Source organism: Nocardia sichangensis (genome assembly GCF_047200615.1).
Lineage (GTDB): Bacteria > Actinomycetota > Actinomycetes > Mycobacteriales > Mycobacteriaceae > Nocardia > Nocardia sichangensis.
Genome location: NZ_JBJZOK010000045.1, coordinates 30719 through 44726 on the forward strand (window position 1 = coordinate 30719; position 14008 = coordinate 44726).

A 14008-nucleotide genomic window follows, 5' to 3' on the forward strand; every position below is an offset into this window, starting at 1 on the left:
CATCGATCAGTTCAGCGGCATCGGCCGCCGTGCTCGCGTTCTCCGGTCGTATCACTGTGCCGCCACCTCTGCCATCGCTGCCGCCCGTTCATCGAATTCGACCCGTAGTCCGGCGTATCGCGATAGATACGCGATCACCGCCACGGGGTCTTGCTGGCCGTCGAGATCGGGCAGCAGCACCATGAACCTCGCCGGGTCCGGGTCCTGCTCCCCCACCAGCGCGATCAGCTGGCCGCTCCGTAAACGCAAGACCAGCACCGCCTGATCGTCGTCGGGAACCTCCGCAAAGCCCGCCTTCACCGCCCACTCCAGGGCGGAGATGCCGATATCCAGCCAGCCGATGAGCCTGCTCGACCCCGGCGTCGGCCAGGTGCGCGGGTCGACCGCGACCGTGACCGGGTCGGGCCAGGGCCGCCGCCGATCCAGCTCCGCCAGCAGGCGGGCGAAGAAGCCCAGGATCTCGTCGCGGTCGACGCCGTCGGCCGCCTCGACGGCGGGATCGGGCACCGTCTGCGTCGAAACGGCCTGCGCCAGGGCCGGATAGAACTCCTCGACCGTCTGGGCATAGCTGACGCGGTCGATCAGGTCTTCGGCTGCCGCGCCGACGACCTCGGCAGCGGACAGATCGTCGACATGGGCCATCGATGCGCAGAGCTGAACCAGCGCCGCGGACTCATAGTCGGCGAACTCGGGCGCATCGGTCGGCCCGAGCGGTGCGGGCACGATGACGGGTTCGAGCGAGAAGAACGGGCGGTCGACCTCCGCCACGGCCGGCCTGTTCGGATAGTCGTCCCCGGTATCAGGTCGATAGCGTAGGTAGAGTTCGGTTTCGGCACTGCTCAGTCCGGGCCGCTCACTGTCGCCTGGTTCGCCCTCGACGAACCCGACCTCCCAGGCCAGGATCGTCGCGAGCTGCGCCGCCGACAGCAGACCGGCGGGCATCGGCTCGTCGGTAACGGTGCAATCGCCGTCGTCGGCCGTGGCGCTGACCAACATCACCCGCAGTTGTTCCGGCGGTGTCGCACAGTGCCCGGCGGCGTCGAGGTCGTCGGATCCGACGATGACACACACCCCGCCGGCAGCGACAACCACGCCGCCATCGCTTCGCCTGCCCACAATCCGCGGCATCAGCAAGTTCCCTTCGCGCTCGACTGCCAGGAAAGTACCCAGCCCACGCACGGGCGGCGACCGGGCATGATCTGGTCGCCACAGCCGTTCACCTTCTCGTCACCCGCGGACACCGGCTACGCCCCGCCGGTGCGGACGACATCCCTGGCGATGAGGGCGGATCGGCGATCCAGCATCGGCCCGGCGGGCAGTTGGCTGATGATCTGCCACGGCACCAGCTTCGGCTCGGCGGTCTGTCCGAGCACGACTGCCGTCGCGGCGTCCGGAATACCGAATCGAACGCCGGTGTCGGTGACATAGAACAGGCCATCGCGCCGGGTGCTGTCCAGCTCGATACCGGTGGCCTGCACGAATTCGCCGCTGGCAGCGGGTATATAGGCCGTGTGGGCAGCCTCGCCCCCGACGAGACGCACCGGTGTCCGGCCGGACGCCAGCGGCAGTTGCCGGCCGACGAGCAAGCGCAGGGTGGCGGCTTGATCGCTCGCGCTACGCGCCCAGCTCGCGCAGGCCACCGGATCGGTATCCATGGCGACGATGGACGGGACGCCGACCGGGAACTGCCCGATCGGCAGGGTGTTCAGCACCGGCAGACCGCCGATCGCGTCCGGGGACAGCAGCGGAATGACGGTATGCCCCATCGAGTTCGACGTGCGCAGTACCTGCGCGGTGAACTCCGAAATCTTCTGCACCCCGTCGGCGAGCACCACATACGGCTGCGCGCCGTTGACGCCTTGGACCCGGATCACCGACCCCACAACGACATTGGCGACGCGCACGGCGCTGGGCGCACCCGCGTCGGGTATCGCCGGAGCGAGGAGTTCGGGGGCGGCGACGGTCGCGTTGAGCAGTCCGGCACCGATCGGCCGCGGCCGCATGTCGCGAATCTGCAAGGTAGCCACGACCGCATCACTGCTCATATCGATGCGTGCGTGCTTGCCGTCGTAGATCAGATAGGTGGCGCCGTCATAGGTCGCGAGCACCGCCTCATCCGGTGAGGCGGGCCGGATCTGCGGGCCGAGCTGTGGCACGCCGTCGAGAACCGTACTGCGCAGACCGTCGGTCGCGTCTTCGCACAGCGTCCACTCGGAGCGATCGCGATCGACCGCCCCCGGTAGCGACGCGGGTGCGCCGGGGATGCCGAGCATCGGTCCGCGCGGTACCGAGGCCAGCTTCGAATCCGGCACCGACGTCGGTGATTCACTGGTGCCGGTGATCAGCCTGGCCGAAGCCAGATTCAGCACCGGGTGCATGGTCTTGTCCACCATGACGTAGAGGGCACCGCTGTCGCCGGCCATGATGATCTTGGCATCGCCGAGTTGCCCCTGCGGCCGCAGGAACGCCAGGACGCCGCAGCCTGCCGTCACCAGCACTGCCAGCACCAAACCCGTCAGCAACGAACGGAATTGGATGCGCATGGGATCGTGCAGCATTCGCACATCGCGGCGAACCAGCGCGTGCTCGAAACGCTGCAACAGAAATCTGTATCCATTGACCTGCGCCCGGGTCGTCAACTGTGCCGGCATTTCAACTCCTCCGTGCGCACGAACACGTGCGCATGAACACCGTGTGCCTGAATGTGCACACTCGTACGACATATGAGAGGCTACCGCACCACACAGGCGAGCGCCGAATGGAGATGTTCTGAATGAATAGCGAGATAATGCCGCCGGAAGATACCCGGGAATCACCTGTTGTGCCATTGCCGACTTCGGGTCCGAGCGAACTGTTCACGCGGATTCCATTGTCCATCGTGCTGCCATCGGCGGCCGCGGGAACAACGGCCGCCACCACAGCCATCGCCCTCTGCGCAGATATTCGAGTGGCTCTCGGCATCGGGATCACAATTGCGTTACTCGGTGGCGTCCGAGTTTGGAAAACCAATGTTTGGCGAATTCTGGGAATGCGCGGCTCGCTCTGGTGGCGCAATCGGCGCGGTAGTGGTAATGAACCACGCCCCGAGTCGTTCGATGTCGATATCCCGGACTCCGGTGGCGCCCGCTGTGGCATGCGCTGGGACGGCAGCCACCTGATCACCATGGTCGGGCTCGGCGACACCGTGGTGCGGCCGACCCTGCTCGGATCGGCTCGGATCGAGGCGGGCGCGGCCATCTCACTCGCCGATGTGGCGCGGTGCCTGTCCCAGTTCGATATTCGGCTGGCCGCCGTCGACGTCGTCACGCTCGGTGTCCGCACCCAGGGCCCGCACAACGTCGTCCGGGTCTACGAAAAACTGCTCGGGCCACTGCCTGCCGCCGCTACCCAGACCGTCTGGCTGGTCCTGCGTTTCGACCCGCTCGACAACGTCGGCGCGATCGACAACCGGGGCAACGCACAGGAAGGCATGATCCGCACCGCCCTGGTCGCGACGCGCCGGGTCGCGGGTCGCATCGCCGCCAGCGGCGTCGGGGTATCGATCCTCACCGCCGACGAACTGGCGGCCGCGGAGGCCGCGGTCCTGCACGACAACGACCCACAGCAGTGGGCTGAGGATTGGCGCGTCTTGCGCAGCGGCGGCATCGAACTGGCCGGTTACGCGGTCCGGCCGCACCTGCTCGAACCGGGGGTGCTGGCGGCGGTGTGGACATTGCCCGGCAAGTCGGTGCTGACCCGCTTGCGCATGACACCGGCCGTCGATTCGGACTCGCCGGGCCGGCGTGGCACCATGGTCGCGCTGAGCGCGGTCGTGCGGCGCGACCTTGCCGGCGTCGGTCATCACGACGCCGAGGAACCGCCCGCCGAACTCGGGTTGCGTCCGTTGCGCGGACTGCAGCGCCAGGTCCTGCTCGACGGCGGGAACCTCCAGCCATCCGCCGCGCTACGCGGGGTACCAGCGGCGATGTCGCGATTCACGGTGCAGGCCGCAGGGTGCGGTCAGGTGATCGGCGCTACCGATGACGGGCTCGGTGTCGCGGTGCCGCTGTTCGGGCCCGCGGTCCGGCGGGTGGAGATCGTCGGGTCGCTGCGGCTGACCCAACTGATGGTGCTGCGCGCGATCGCGGTGGGTGCGCAGGTGATCGTGCACAGCGTTCGCCCCCGTGAATGGGAATGCCTGGTCGCGGCGGTCGGCGCGCCTGCCGCGCTGTCGTTGCCCGCGTCCGGTAGCGCGCGATACACGGCCGCGGCGACGATGATCGTTTTCGACGGTATCGCCTCGGCCGGACAGGTGTCGGAAGCGACGGCCGTCCATGTCCGTTCGCCGCGGGAGTCAGCGGCGGTTCTGCTCGGCGCCGATGTCGCGCTGATCGAATCGGCGGACGTGCCCGGGCGGGTGCACATTCGCAGCGCGGGCCGGGAACTGACCGTCCAGGTGGTCTCGATCCGGGAGGAAGTCGAGTATCTCGAGGGCGCTGGAACCGACGCCGAAACCGAGGTCGGGCCGCAACCAGAGCCGGCACTGCGATCCGCATGAGAACGGGGGCCCGCGGCCAGTTGGCGGCGGGCCCCCGGGGACTCCTCGGTGCCGGATCTACCAGACGAAGTCGTCCGCGACGTGCTGATCGGTCGCCCGGGCCTTGTCCAGCGCGGCCTGCACGTTGTCACGTCCCTTCTTCAGCAGTACGAGCAGCTCGTCCAGGTCGGCGATCAGGGTCTTGTGCTTGGCCAGGAACGAGCCGGCGGCGCCGCCTTCGCCGCTATGCCAGCCCTCCCGCACCAGCGAGGTCGCCGCGTTCTGCGCGTTTTCCCGCTCCGTGGTAATGGCCGCGTGGTAGTTGTCCATATCGGTGATCAGCTGGATGACGCCCGCCGGGTTGTACAACATTGTGCTGGTTCCGTTCTCAGAAGTGGTTTCGGTCGGTTCCGGTCAGAGGTAATTCGTGTTCAGCGTGGTGAACCCGCCCATGCTCTCGTTTTCGGTTGCCGCGACCTTCGTTTCACCGGTACGCAACGCCTCCGAGACCTGGCCCAGATCGACATTCACTTTGCGGATCCTCGCCTGCAGTTCGTCGGCGAATTTGGTGAACGCGACGTTGGCTTCACCTTCCCAATCCTTCTTCGCGGCGATCACTGTGGCCTCGAGGTTGTCGACGCTCTTGTCGATGGGCGGAATCACGTCGGCGTACGCGTTCGCGTACTTCTGAAATATGGCGAAATCAAGGTGGAGAGCATCTGCGCCGGCCATTGACATTTCCTTTCGGATGATGATGTGTTGAGAATTCCGGAGAAGTGACTCCGGACGATGGGTGGATGCGCGTACCGATTACGGCATCCAGCGGCCCTCGGGCAGCGCTTCGATCTGCGCACCGACGACATGGGCCAACCGGCGATCACTGCCGGGGGCCAAGGTCGTCCACGGTTGCCCGTCAGGGGCCATACTGCCGCCGCCGATGATCCGGCCGGCCGCGGTGTCGTACACGGCGACGGCGGCGGGCGATCGCTCCGCGCTGCCGTCACGGTGGGAGTAGCACACCAACTCGGCGACCGAAATACACTGGCGCAGTGCCAGCCCAAGGGCCAGCGCGTCCGATTCGGACATGCCGAGCTGGTAGGCGGCGCTGGCCTCGGTGGTTCCCGCGTCGTCGAGCCGTCGACGCAGTTCGGCGGTGGGGGCGGTGAGCACCGGGATGTCCGCGGGTGGACGGGCGCCGAGCGCGGCCAGCAGCGGCCGGGCCAGTGCGACCGGATCCTCGTCACCCCACACGGTGCCGATCTGGATTTCGTCGCCCACTCGCACCGCCACCGCGTGGTCAAGGCCGCGCCGGGCCAGGCAGACTCGATGCACGTCGGCGCGCCGGATCCGCAGGGCCAGTTGCCTTTCCGGGCGGGCCAGGGCGAATATCGCCTTGGTCAGCTCGTCGTCGAGGACGTTCCCGTCCTCGTCGAGCACGCCGCGCGCATAAAGCTCCGCGACAGCGGCGACGCGGGCGGCAAGGAAGTCGGCGTGCTCACTGTGTTGTGGGCGCAGGGCGAGAACCACCGGAAGGGTTTGCGCGCCGAGCGTTTCGGCGGCGACGAGGGCGGCATCGACGGTCAGGGTCATCATTGCGATGCCCCGGCGGTACGAGACTGCGCAACGCCGCCCAGAACCGGTGGTGCGGTGGCGAGCCCGGCCTGGACGACGATCTGCTCGCCGAGAGCTCCGGCCTCGGCTGCCACCGCCCGCTGACCGGCTTGCGGCGACACCGGAACCGGCGAAGTCGTGGGCGGCGCGAGCATCGACGGTGGCGGTACCTGCGAGGCCGTTGCCACGACGGGAGCGCCGGCCGTTGCCGCCGCGATCGGCGAGACGGGTTGCGGCATCGGCGTGATCACCAGCGACTCACCGCCGACTGTCAGGGTCGGAGCCGGAGCGACAGTCGATGCCGACAGGTCGACGACCGGCGAACCCCGCAGTGCGGGAGAAGAAACGGCCTGCGCGTCGGGCGGCGGCCCCGATGACCCGTCGCCGACCGGCTTCGGCGCCTGCTCAGCGAGTAGGGCGGCTCCCGCGGAGACGACGGGGGCCGTCTCCTGCTCCCACGCTGCGGACAGCTTCGCACTGCCCGCCTCGTAGGTGCGCATCACCTGGGCGGCGTGGTCGCGCAAGGCGTCGATCTGATGCTCGGCAGTGTCGAACAGTCCGGCAAGCGGTGCGCCGAGCAGCGTGCCGCTGACCGTCTCCTCGGCCATCCGCACCGCCGCCGCCACCTCGTCCACGTGCGGCATCGTGAGCTGAGCGATCTCGTAGGCCGCGGCCTGCTCGGCGGCCGTGGCAGCATTGTGCTCGGCGGCGGTGGTGAGGTCGTCGAACCAGTCGGCCAGCTGCGCCAACCGGGCAATGCCCTCCGCGCTGGAATCCGATCCCCACGCGTTCCCGACAATGGCGAGAATGGCGCGATACTCGGCACCGGCCTCACCCAGGTGCAGTGCGAGCGCTGCGTAGGCAAGCCCCGCCTCGGCCATCGGCACGACGCCGGGACCGGTCGTCAGCTCGCGTGCCAGCTGCTCGGCCGGTACGGCGTCCCACATCGTGCCGGTGAAACCGGCGTGCGGAAGTTCGACCATCGCGTCACTCCTCGTCTCGGTGTTCGGCGCGCGGTGCTACGCCAGGCGCTCGAACGACTGCACGGCGTCGTCATCGGAATCCCCGACGAGGTCGGCGTGGGAACGCAGGTTCGCGGCGATCTTGCGCAGTTCGCCGACGCCCCCCCAGGCAGGACTGCTCGAACGAAGCGCTGACTTGTCGCAGCACCTGCGCGGTGTGCCGCGACACCGGGTCGGCGGCGGCCGGCACCGGACGCAGCGCGTCACTGCGCTGAAGTAGTCCGCCCTCCAGGTCATCGGCCAGCATGTCCAGCCGACCGGCCGCCATCCTGGCGAGTTGGTGATCTATCGCGATGCTGCTCATCAACGTTCTCCTCTTAAAGGCTGAATGGCGTATCCGGGTCGGCGGTCGTTTCCACGCCGATGATGGGTGCTGCGGTCTCGGGCAGGCGGCCTCCGACCAGTTCGTCGCCATGGCGGGCATCGACAGGCGACTCCTGGCGGCCGCCCGCCGGCCGGGCCCGGTCGTCGCCGATCGAGCTGGCACCGGGAGCGAAAGGCGGTAGTACTTCATGCGAGTACGTGGAGGCCGACGTCGAAATCAGCGGCGTGCCGATCGGGCTCGCGGTCGCCGCGATGACGCCTTCGGTTTGCCACACGCCCAGCGGAGCCGCCGCCGGGGCGACCGCCGCTCCCCCACTCGTCGACCCGACCGGCACGGCTGCCGCAGCGGAGCGCGTCGGAGCCGGCGCCGCGGGGTCGGCGCCAGGCTTGGCCGGGAACTGCGCGGGGACCTCTTTCCCGACGGTCTGCGCGACCGAGATCAACGGCGTCACCACCTGCTGCAATCGCGACAGCAACTGCGTCACGGTGGGCTGGTTCGGCGAGGAGGGCGCGACCCCGGCGGTAGCGAACGCCGATCCCGGGGAGGACCGCGAACCGACCGCCGACACATCCGGCGCCGAGGGACCGGCCGCCGAAACCGTCTGGGTGAGCGAACGCTGGACCTTGCCGAGGTCCGCATGTTTCGGGCTGCGAGTCGGCACCGGCTTGCCCGCCTCGGTCATCTCCGCCGACTGCGCCAGCAACTGCGCCTTGGTCTGGGCGGTGATCGCCGTCGCCTCGGTGCCCGCCTCGATGGCCGTGGCCAGCAGCGCCGCCTGGCCGGGCGGCGTCACCAGAGTGGGCCCGAGCGCTGCGGTGGTGAGCGCGAAACGCGTCGCTACCGCCGCCATTTGCGCGTATCCGGCAGCGACGGTGCCCGCGGCGCCACCGGTGGTCAGGTTGATCCGCGCGGCCTGCTCGGAGATCGATGCGGACGTCGCCACGGTGTCGACCGCCGCCGCGGTCGCCGCCGTTGCCCCTGAGCTCTCCATCGACTGCAGCAGCTGAATGCCCGTGGAGGCCAGCTGCATCGCGGTGCGCACCGCGTCGGTAACATTCCGCATCAACGTTTGCGGATCGAACTCCCCCGCGCCCAGGTTGCCGTTACCGTAGCCGCTGATCAGGTCGGTTACCGGTTTGAACAGTGCCGCCGGGTCGAGCGGCGGGAGGACCGGCAGACCCGGCAGCGGCGGGAGAGCGGGAAACTGCGGCAAGCCGATGCCGGCCAGCAACTGCTGGGTCGGCGGATCGAGAAACGGAGCAGCCGGCGTATTTCGGAGCGCGTCGAGAACGGTCGGATGTAGCGGCGCCGCAGAGGGTTGCGCGGGAGTCACTGTTCGGCGCCCGTCAGCGTACCGAACGAAGCGACGCTGTGCTGCTCGGTCAGTTCATAGGACGCCGCGGCCACCCGCGCGGTATCGGCGGTAGTGGTGAGGATTTCGACGAGCTTGGTCAGTGCGGCGAAGTGGTTGGCCTGAGCGTAGGCGAAACTCGTCAGGAATTCGTGACCGATCAACCCGAAGGTCGGAGCGATGGCCGCTATGACAGCGGCCTGGTCGACGGCCCCCGCGACGGCGACCGTCGCCGCCATCCCGTCCGAAATCTCGCCGTATCGGCGGAATGTCTGCGGCTGCACATTGAGGACGTTCATCGCGGTACCCTCCTGGGCTGGTTCTGTGATCTCGATACCTAGACGGCTCGCGTCAGAAATCTAATTCGGGCCGCGGTGTCCGCAAGCGGTGCGCGAGCGGCGACCCCGGCTGTTCACCTGCCCGTTGACTCGTCCCTGCGGGCAGGGCAGCGCTAGCTGTTCACTTGACCGTTGAATTCATCGATCAGTTGTCCGCGCGTTCCCAAAGCCCGCCGCACCGCCGCAGCGGCGGTGGCAACGAGCACCCGTTCGAACTCGGACGGCGACAGCATCGCAATCGCCTGTGTCAGACGGACATCGAGCAGTCGGCCCACCCCGTCGACCGAGACGGTGACGGCCCCGTCGGCATCGGTGTGGTCGACCCGGATCGCGGCGAGATCCGCGGCGAGCCGTCGCATCCGATCCAGTCGTGCGCGAGCACCCGCCTCGAGGGCAGCGAAATCTGTCACCACGAATCTCCATCCCGGTCGAGCCAGCTGTGCGGCTCGTACCCGTGCTCCGATTCCGCTGCGAGCTCGTAGTGTTCGACCGCGTCCTGGGACGGCAGTTCGAGCAGGTCCAGCGCCGATTCCGGGACACCGATCTCGGCCAGGTACGCACGCCGGAGCAAGCCGGCCCGGTTGGCCGCGAGCTTGCACAGCCGCAGAATGTCGTCACCGAGATCGTCCGGGTCGCGCCGGAGTTGGTCGGCGGTCAGCCGAACCGCCAGCGGCACAGCCGAATCGGTCGCGCTCACCACGATGTCGCCACCGCGCAGTGCGGCCTCGCCGGTCGAATAGGGCGTGAAATCAGATTTCGGTGCTTCCAGTTCCGGCGCGTCCCGATCGAGCGTCGTCTCCGGGTCGGCCTCGGCCCCGTCGAAAACCGGGCTCTCATGGATCGTCGCGCCGAACATCGAGTCCGCGGACCACTCGGCGTCGATTCTCGGGGGTTGTTCAGACACGTCGCTCGTCCTCCATGGTCTGTGACACGGTCGCGATATCGGCGGCGATCATGGACGCCAGCGCCGTCCGATCGACCGCTGTCGCGACCGGTCCTGCCGTCTCGGCGACGGCGTAGCGGCCGTCATCGACCAGATCTCGCCATTCGATGCGGTAGGGCGTGATGCCGCGCGGCCCGAAGATCGAACTACCCATACGGGTTTCGATCACTCCGAGCCGCTCCGCGGGCCGTCGCAGCCACGCCGCGCTGGCGCGATCGGCCGCATAGTTGTCGTAGACCGGAGACCGGCCGTAGTGGTGGTCGGCCTCCGCGCTCGCCGGGCTGGTGATCAACGGAGTATCCGGCCCCCGCCCGGCCGCCCGAGCGGGGAGCGCGCCGACCACCGCACCGGCGAGCCGATCGGCATCGCCACTGGTGATCACATAACCGCCACTGTGCCAACGCGTTTCGCCGGGTAGCTGGCGAATCAGGACCGCCACGTCGCCCTGCCGGGCTCCGACCAGGCGAAGCCGGCCTGCGGGGTCGCCGCAATCGCGCGGGTCGAACGCCACCGCTGTGACCCGAATATCGGCGTGGGCGACCCGGGTGAGGGCGTCGTGCAGGGCGCCGTCAGCCGTCTCGTCCAGCCCGGCCAGCGCCGCCGCCGCCAGTCGCGCCCAGCCCCGCGTGTTGTCGCCACGATTCAGCGCGAACAGCGGCAACGGTAGCCGGTCCTGAAACAGCCTGTCCCACAAGGCGATCAGTTCCGTATCAGTGAGCTGCCAGGTGCGGCTCACCGATCGAGCACCGGTCTGATCGCGAGCTCCGGCTGCGCGAGCGCCTCGTCGAGATGCTCGGTCGAATCCAGCAGCTCGGACCGCTTCTTCTCCTTCTCCTCGCCATTCGGGCGGCCGGGGTGACCGCCGAACGGGACACCCGGTTCGCGCCCACCAGCGGGTCCGGCCCGTCCGGTCAACTTCTCGTCCGGAACGGCGGTGAGGCGGGGAAACAGCTTGGTCTCCTGGTTTTTCAGCTGATCCAGGGCGAATACGCGACCGGTCCCACCTCCGACGCCGCCGCCCTTGCCGACGAACGGGACGTTTCCTGGCGGCAGGAGGGCGGAATTCATCAGCCACGGGGTGCTGCCCGATTCTTCCGAGGTCAGGTCGTCGGGCAGGTTGCTCAGCGTCTCGAATGGTTTGTCCTTCAGCCCTTCCGGCAGGTTCGAGGTGTTCGGTCCCGTTTCGGTTCGGGGATTCGGGAGCCCGGAGGAGGGATCGTCGCCGTCGACGGGCGCGTTGCCACCGCCCGTCGGATTGTCGCCGACGCGCGTCACGTCACCGCCGTTGTCGTCAGGGCCGGTCGGCGGCTCGTCGCCGGGATCACCGCCGGACCCGTCTGCACCGGGCGTGTCGAGCGCCTCGATCGGCGCGGTTCCGCCGACGTTCAGGCTCGGCGTCACCACCTCGTTCGGCTGGGGTAGCGCCACGATATGGGTCGTCAAATGCGTGTAGTTCTCGGTGTAATGCGTCTGGAAATGCTCTTGGAACCGGAGCAGGTCCGCGTCGTTCTGCGTCCTGGTCGTCGAGGGCGGTGGTTCGGGGGTCTGCGGCATGCCGTTCTTCGTCCGCTGCAGCCAGCCCGAGCTGAACACCAGCGAGTCACCCAACAGATTCATATCCGTCGTGAGCTGCTCGGAGGCGAATACGTACTGCGTGGTCGCCAGAATCGCCGCGTCCGCACCCGCGCCGGTCCATTGATCCGACGCACCGGCGATGGCGGTCCGCAGGGTGTCGAAACCACGGTCCAACCCCTTGGACAGCCAGTACCACACACCACCCGCGTCGGCGACCGCCTGCGCATTGATCGACTGGCCGACGTTGTACAAAATCGACCAATCCAGTTGCGAGCCCGCCTCGGGCCAGAACAAGGCCGGGTCGTAGAGCGTCGTGGTATCCGGCTTGTTCGAATGCCGGGGAATCTGCACCGATTTGGGCGCTCCGCTGGGTGGCGTGCCCGGCGGGCTGTCGAAGGAGATCCCCTCGAAGCTCACGGCCGAGTTGTGCTCGGTAAGGGAGTATTTCTTGCCCGCGGCGAGAAACGTGTTGCCCATATTGGTGAGGATGTTGCGATGCCGATCCATGCGTTCCAGCAACTCGGTGGCGATCTTGGAGTTGAACAGGGCCCACATCTGCACCCCCGAGGCGCACGCGGCGAACACCGGACTCGCGCGTTCATAGTTGCCCTGCACCCAGCTGTGCACGCCGACAACGACATTCAGCATGTCCTCGACGTGCTGTGCGCACTTCTGCGCCGTCCCCGCCTCGAGCAGAAGCTCCGCGCCGCCCAAGCTCGCCCATTTGGTGTTGTCCGAGACATCGGAATCAAGTGCCATGTCGCAACTCCTATCAGCGCAATCAGTTCGGATCGGTCATCTCAACGGCCGTCGTCGTAGACGCTGAGCCGCGAGATTCCACCGCGCGACTCGTCCCCCCGGACGCGCTGCAGTTCACCGCATTCCCGTTCGATGAGCCGCACCAGCCGCTCGGCATCGGTCGCGACCGCGGCCACCGGCGGCCCGGCATCGACGATGTAGCGGCCATCGCCGGGATGGTCTTCCCAGAAGATCCACTTGGTCACCTGCCCGCGCGGGCCGAAATTCGAGTGACCGTGCGTGATCTCGATCCGGCCGACCGTGGATTTCGGCGCGGCCTGCCACCCTCGGCTCCGAGTGTCGACATCGCGGTCGCCTTCGTCGTACAGCGAACTGCGACCGTGCCAGTGATCGAACACGGGCTCGGCCGTCGAGCTCAGCAATTCGACCTGCGACTGGCCGCCCGCCGCCATCGGGGGAAGCTTGTCCACGATCACTCGTGCGAGTTCCACCGCATCGCACTCGGTGATCACCAGTTCGTCGTGACTATAGGGCGACCGCACGCGGAATCCCTCGACCAGGATCGCTCGGTCGCCGAACAGCTTGCCCGCCATCGTCCACTGCCGGGCCAGATCATGGGGCGCGCTGTCATCATTGGCGAGCACCGCGATCCGCACATCGGCCTGCATCGACTTCACCATCGCCTCGGCCAGCGCCGGGTCCCACGCGGCCTGCAGCTCACCCCAGACCCGAGCCTTGACGAATTGGAAGTCGAAATGTCCCTTCACGTCGGCGACGTAGGCGAACGGCCAGCTCGTGCGGCGTCCTACCAATCGCTCACGCAGCACCAGGTATTCGAGGCCGGTGAGCCGCCAGGTCCGTGCCATCAGTTGCCACCCTCCGCCGCGTTACCCGGGACGCCCGCCGATCCGGGCTCGCCGACGACGTCATCGATCGACCTCGCCGTCGTGAAATCCTGGAAGACCGCGGGCTGATTGCCCGCCGCACGTCCTGGTACCCCCAGCTGAAGTAGTTCGAGCGCCTCGTTCGGGCTGGGCAACAGCGCCCGGGAGTCGACCGGCCCGGTCGCACCCGGTGGGAGGAGTAGCTCCTCGACCTCAGCTATATCCTCGCCGATCCGCTCAGCAGCCTCGGCCAATGCCTGCTTCACCGTCAGGGTGCCGTCCTCGACAGCTTTGGTCAGCGCTTGCAATCCCGGGCCGAGTTGGGCGGCAAGTTGATTGCCGAGCTGTGCGAGAGTCGTGATGCCGGAAGTGATGAGCTGCAACACCTCCGAGAACATACTGAGCATCTCGGAGGCGGAGAGAGCGCCGCTGGAGCCGGTCCCAGGGGCACCGCTCGGACCGGTACCTTGGCCGGGATCGCCCGAGGGTGCGCCGCTCGGGCCGCCGTTTCCACTGGACCCGCCGTTTCCACTGCCCGAACCCGCGCCCGATCCGTTGCCGCTGCCGCCGGGTCCGCTTCCGGATCCGCCGCCGGTGCCACCGCTTCCGTTTGCGTTGGATTTGCCGTTGTTGTTGCCTCCGCCGCTGTTGTTGCCGTTGCCGCCGTTGTTGTTTCCGGTTCCG

Annotated in this window: 16 protein-coding genes; 1 reads left to right on the forward strand and 15 read right to left on the reverse strand. The window is 68.0% G+C overall.

The features are described from left to right. Positions 1–51: 51 nt before the first annotated feature. Both ACL03I_RS36230 and eccB read right to left on the reverse strand, forming a co-directional pair. Positions 52–1092: a hypothetical protein gene (locus ACL03I_RS36230; protein ID WP_412808253.1), complete on the reverse strand. Its 1041-nt coding sequence runs from the start codon at positions 1090–1092 to the stop codon at positions 52–54. Positions 1093–1244: 152 nt separating this feature from the next. Beyond that, positions 1245–2651 (reverse strand): type VII secretion protein EccB, encoded by a 1407-nt coding sequence (eccB, locus tag ACL03I_RS36235; RefSeq protein ID WP_412808254.1) that lies wholly within the window; start codon positions 2649–2651, stop codon positions 1245–1247. A 137-nt stretch (positions 2652–2788) separates the two neighbouring features. Here eccB and eccE point away from each other — a divergent pair, with 137 nt between their 5' ends. Continuing rightward, entirely contained in the window at positions 2789–4537 is a 1749-nt protein-coding gene (gene eccE, locus ACL03I_RS36240) for a type VII secretion protein EccE (RefSeq protein ID WP_412808264.1), read from the forward strand. Positions 4538–4594: 57 nt separating this feature from the next. Here eccE and ACL03I_RS36245 read toward each other — a convergent pair whose 3' ends face one another. From ACL03I_RS36245 to ACL03I_RS36305, 13 genes are all read right to left on the reverse strand, one after another. Then, positions 4595–4888 carry a hypothetical protein gene (locus tag ACL03I_RS36245; RefSeq protein WP_356967652.1) on the reverse strand — a complete coding sequence of 98 codons (294 nt, stop codon included), beginning with the start codon at positions 4886–4888 and terminating at the stop codon, positions 4595–4597. A gap of 42 nt (positions 4889–4930) precedes the next feature. Further along, positions 4931–5248 (reverse strand): WXG100 family type VII secretion target, encoded by a 318-nt coding sequence (locus ACL03I_RS36250; protein ID WP_356967654.1) that lies wholly within the window; start codon positions 5246–5248, stop codon positions 4931–4933. A gap of 78 nt (positions 5249–5326) precedes the next feature. After that, positions 5327–6109 (reverse strand): ESX secretion-associated protein EspG, encoded by a 783-nt coding sequence (locus ACL03I_RS36255; RefSeq protein ID WP_412808255.1) that lies wholly within the window; start codon positions 6107–6109, stop codon positions 5327–5329. Beyond that, a complete protein-coding gene (locus tag ACL03I_RS36260; RefSeq protein WP_412808256.1) occupies positions 6106–7110 on the reverse strand; it encodes a PPE domain-containing protein in 1005 nt (334 codons plus the stop codon). Before ACL03I_RS36260 ends, ACL03I_RS36255 begins: the two co-directional genes overlap by 4 nt. 70 nt (positions 7111–7180) lie before the next feature. Beyond that, positions 7181–7453: a hypothetical protein gene (locus ACL03I_RS36265; RefSeq protein WP_412808257.1), complete on the reverse strand. Its 273-nt coding sequence runs from the start codon at positions 7451–7453 to the stop codon at positions 7181–7183. Between the two features lie 13 nt (positions 7454–7466). Beyond that, complete coding sequence (locus tag ACL03I_RS36270) at positions 7467–8807, reverse strand: hypothetical protein (protein ID WP_412808258.1); 1341 nt, start codon at positions 8805–8807, stop codon at positions 7467–7469. Then, positions 8804–9124 (reverse strand): type VII secretion target, encoded by a 321-nt coding sequence (locus ACL03I_RS36275; RefSeq protein WP_356967663.1) that lies wholly within the window; start codon positions 9122–9124, stop codon positions 8804–8806. The genes ACL03I_RS36270 and ACL03I_RS36275 overlap by 4 nt, the downstream gene beginning before the upstream one ends. A 152-nt stretch (positions 9125–9276) precedes the next feature. Continuing rightward, positions 9277–9522, reverse strand: a complete 246-nt coding sequence (locus tag ACL03I_RS36280; RefSeq protein ID WP_412808259.1) for a YbaB/EbfC family nucleoid-associated protein — start codon at positions 9520–9522, stop codon at positions 9277–9279. A gap of 47 nt (positions 9523–9569) precedes the next feature. Then, complete coding sequence (locus ACL03I_RS36285) at positions 9570–10067, reverse strand: hypothetical protein (RefSeq protein WP_364433963.1); 498 nt, start codon at positions 10065–10067, stop codon at positions 9570–9572. Next, the gene (locus ACL03I_RS36290; protein ID WP_364433966.1) at positions 10060–10842 is read right to left on the reverse strand and encodes an ESX secretion-associated protein EspG; all 783 of its coding nucleotides are present in this window, start codon (positions 10840–10842) and stop codon (positions 10060–10062) included. The genes ACL03I_RS36285 and ACL03I_RS36290 overlap by 8 nt, the downstream gene beginning before the upstream one ends. Further along, positions 10839–12440 (reverse strand): hypothetical protein, encoded by a 1602-nt coding sequence (locus ACL03I_RS36295; RefSeq protein WP_412808260.1) that lies wholly within the window; start codon positions 12438–12440, stop codon positions 10839–10841. The genes ACL03I_RS36290 and ACL03I_RS36295 overlap by 4 nt, the downstream gene beginning before the upstream one ends. Positions 12441–12481: 41 nt before the next feature. Beyond that, positions 12482–13306, reverse strand: a complete 825-nt coding sequence (locus ACL03I_RS36300; protein ID WP_412808261.1) for an ESX secretion-associated protein EspG — start codon at positions 13304–13306, stop codon at positions 12482–12484. After that, positions 13306–14008, reverse strand: a 703-nt coding sequence (locus ACL03I_RS36305) for a hypothetical protein (protein WP_412808262.1), incomplete at its 5' end; no start/stop codon positions are given. The genes ACL03I_RS36305 and ACL03I_RS36300, both read right to left, overlap by 1 nt.

What these genes read in the sequence shown, in the direction of transcription:
- eccB (WP_412808254.1), bottom strand. Translation starts at nt 2,651, where the DNA reads ATGCCGGCACAGTTGACGACCCGGGCGCAGGTCAATGGATACAGATTT.
- ACL03I_RS36275 (WP_356967663.1), bottom strand. Translation starts at nt 9,124, where the DNA reads ATGAACGTCCTCAATGTGCAGCCGCAGACATTCCGCCGATACGGCGAG.
- ACL03I_RS36255 (WP_412808255.1), bottom strand. Translation starts at nt 6,109, where the DNA reads ATGATGACCCTGACCGTCGATGCCGCCCTCGTCGCCGCCGAAACGCTC.
- ACL03I_RS36245 (WP_356967652.1), bottom strand. Translation starts at nt 4,888, where the DNA reads ATGTTGTACAACCCGGCGGGCGTCATCCAGCTGATCACCGATATGGAC.
- ACL03I_RS36300 (WP_412808261.1), bottom strand. Translation starts at nt 13,306, where the DNA reads ATGGCACGGACCTGGCGGCTCACCGGCCTCGAATACCTGGTGCTGCGT.
- ACL03I_RS36260 (WP_412808256.1), bottom strand. Translation starts at nt 7,110, where the DNA reads ATGGTCGAACTTCCGCACGCCGGTTTCACCGGCACGATGTGGGACGCC.
- ACL03I_RS36280 (WP_412808259.1), bottom strand. Translation starts at nt 9,522, where the DNA reads ATGCGACGGCTCGCCGCGGATCTCGCCGCGATCCGGGTCGACCACACC.
- ACL03I_RS36295 (WP_412808260.1), bottom strand. Translation starts at nt 12,440, where the DNA reads ATGGCACTTGATTCCGATGTCTCGGACAACACCAAATGGGCGAGCTTG.
- eccE (WP_412808264.1), top strand. Translation starts at nt 2,789, where the DNA reads ATGCCGCCGGAAGATACCCGGGAATCACCTGTTGTGCCATTGCCGACT.
- ACL03I_RS36250 (WP_356967654.1), bottom strand. Translation starts at nt 5,248, where the DNA reads ATGGCCGGCGCAGATGCTCTCCACCTTGATTTCGCCATATTTCAGAAG.
- ACL03I_RS36265 (WP_412808257.1), bottom strand. Translation starts at nt 7,453, where the DNA reads ATGAGCAGCATCGCGATAGATCACCAACTCGCCAGGATGGCGGCCGGT.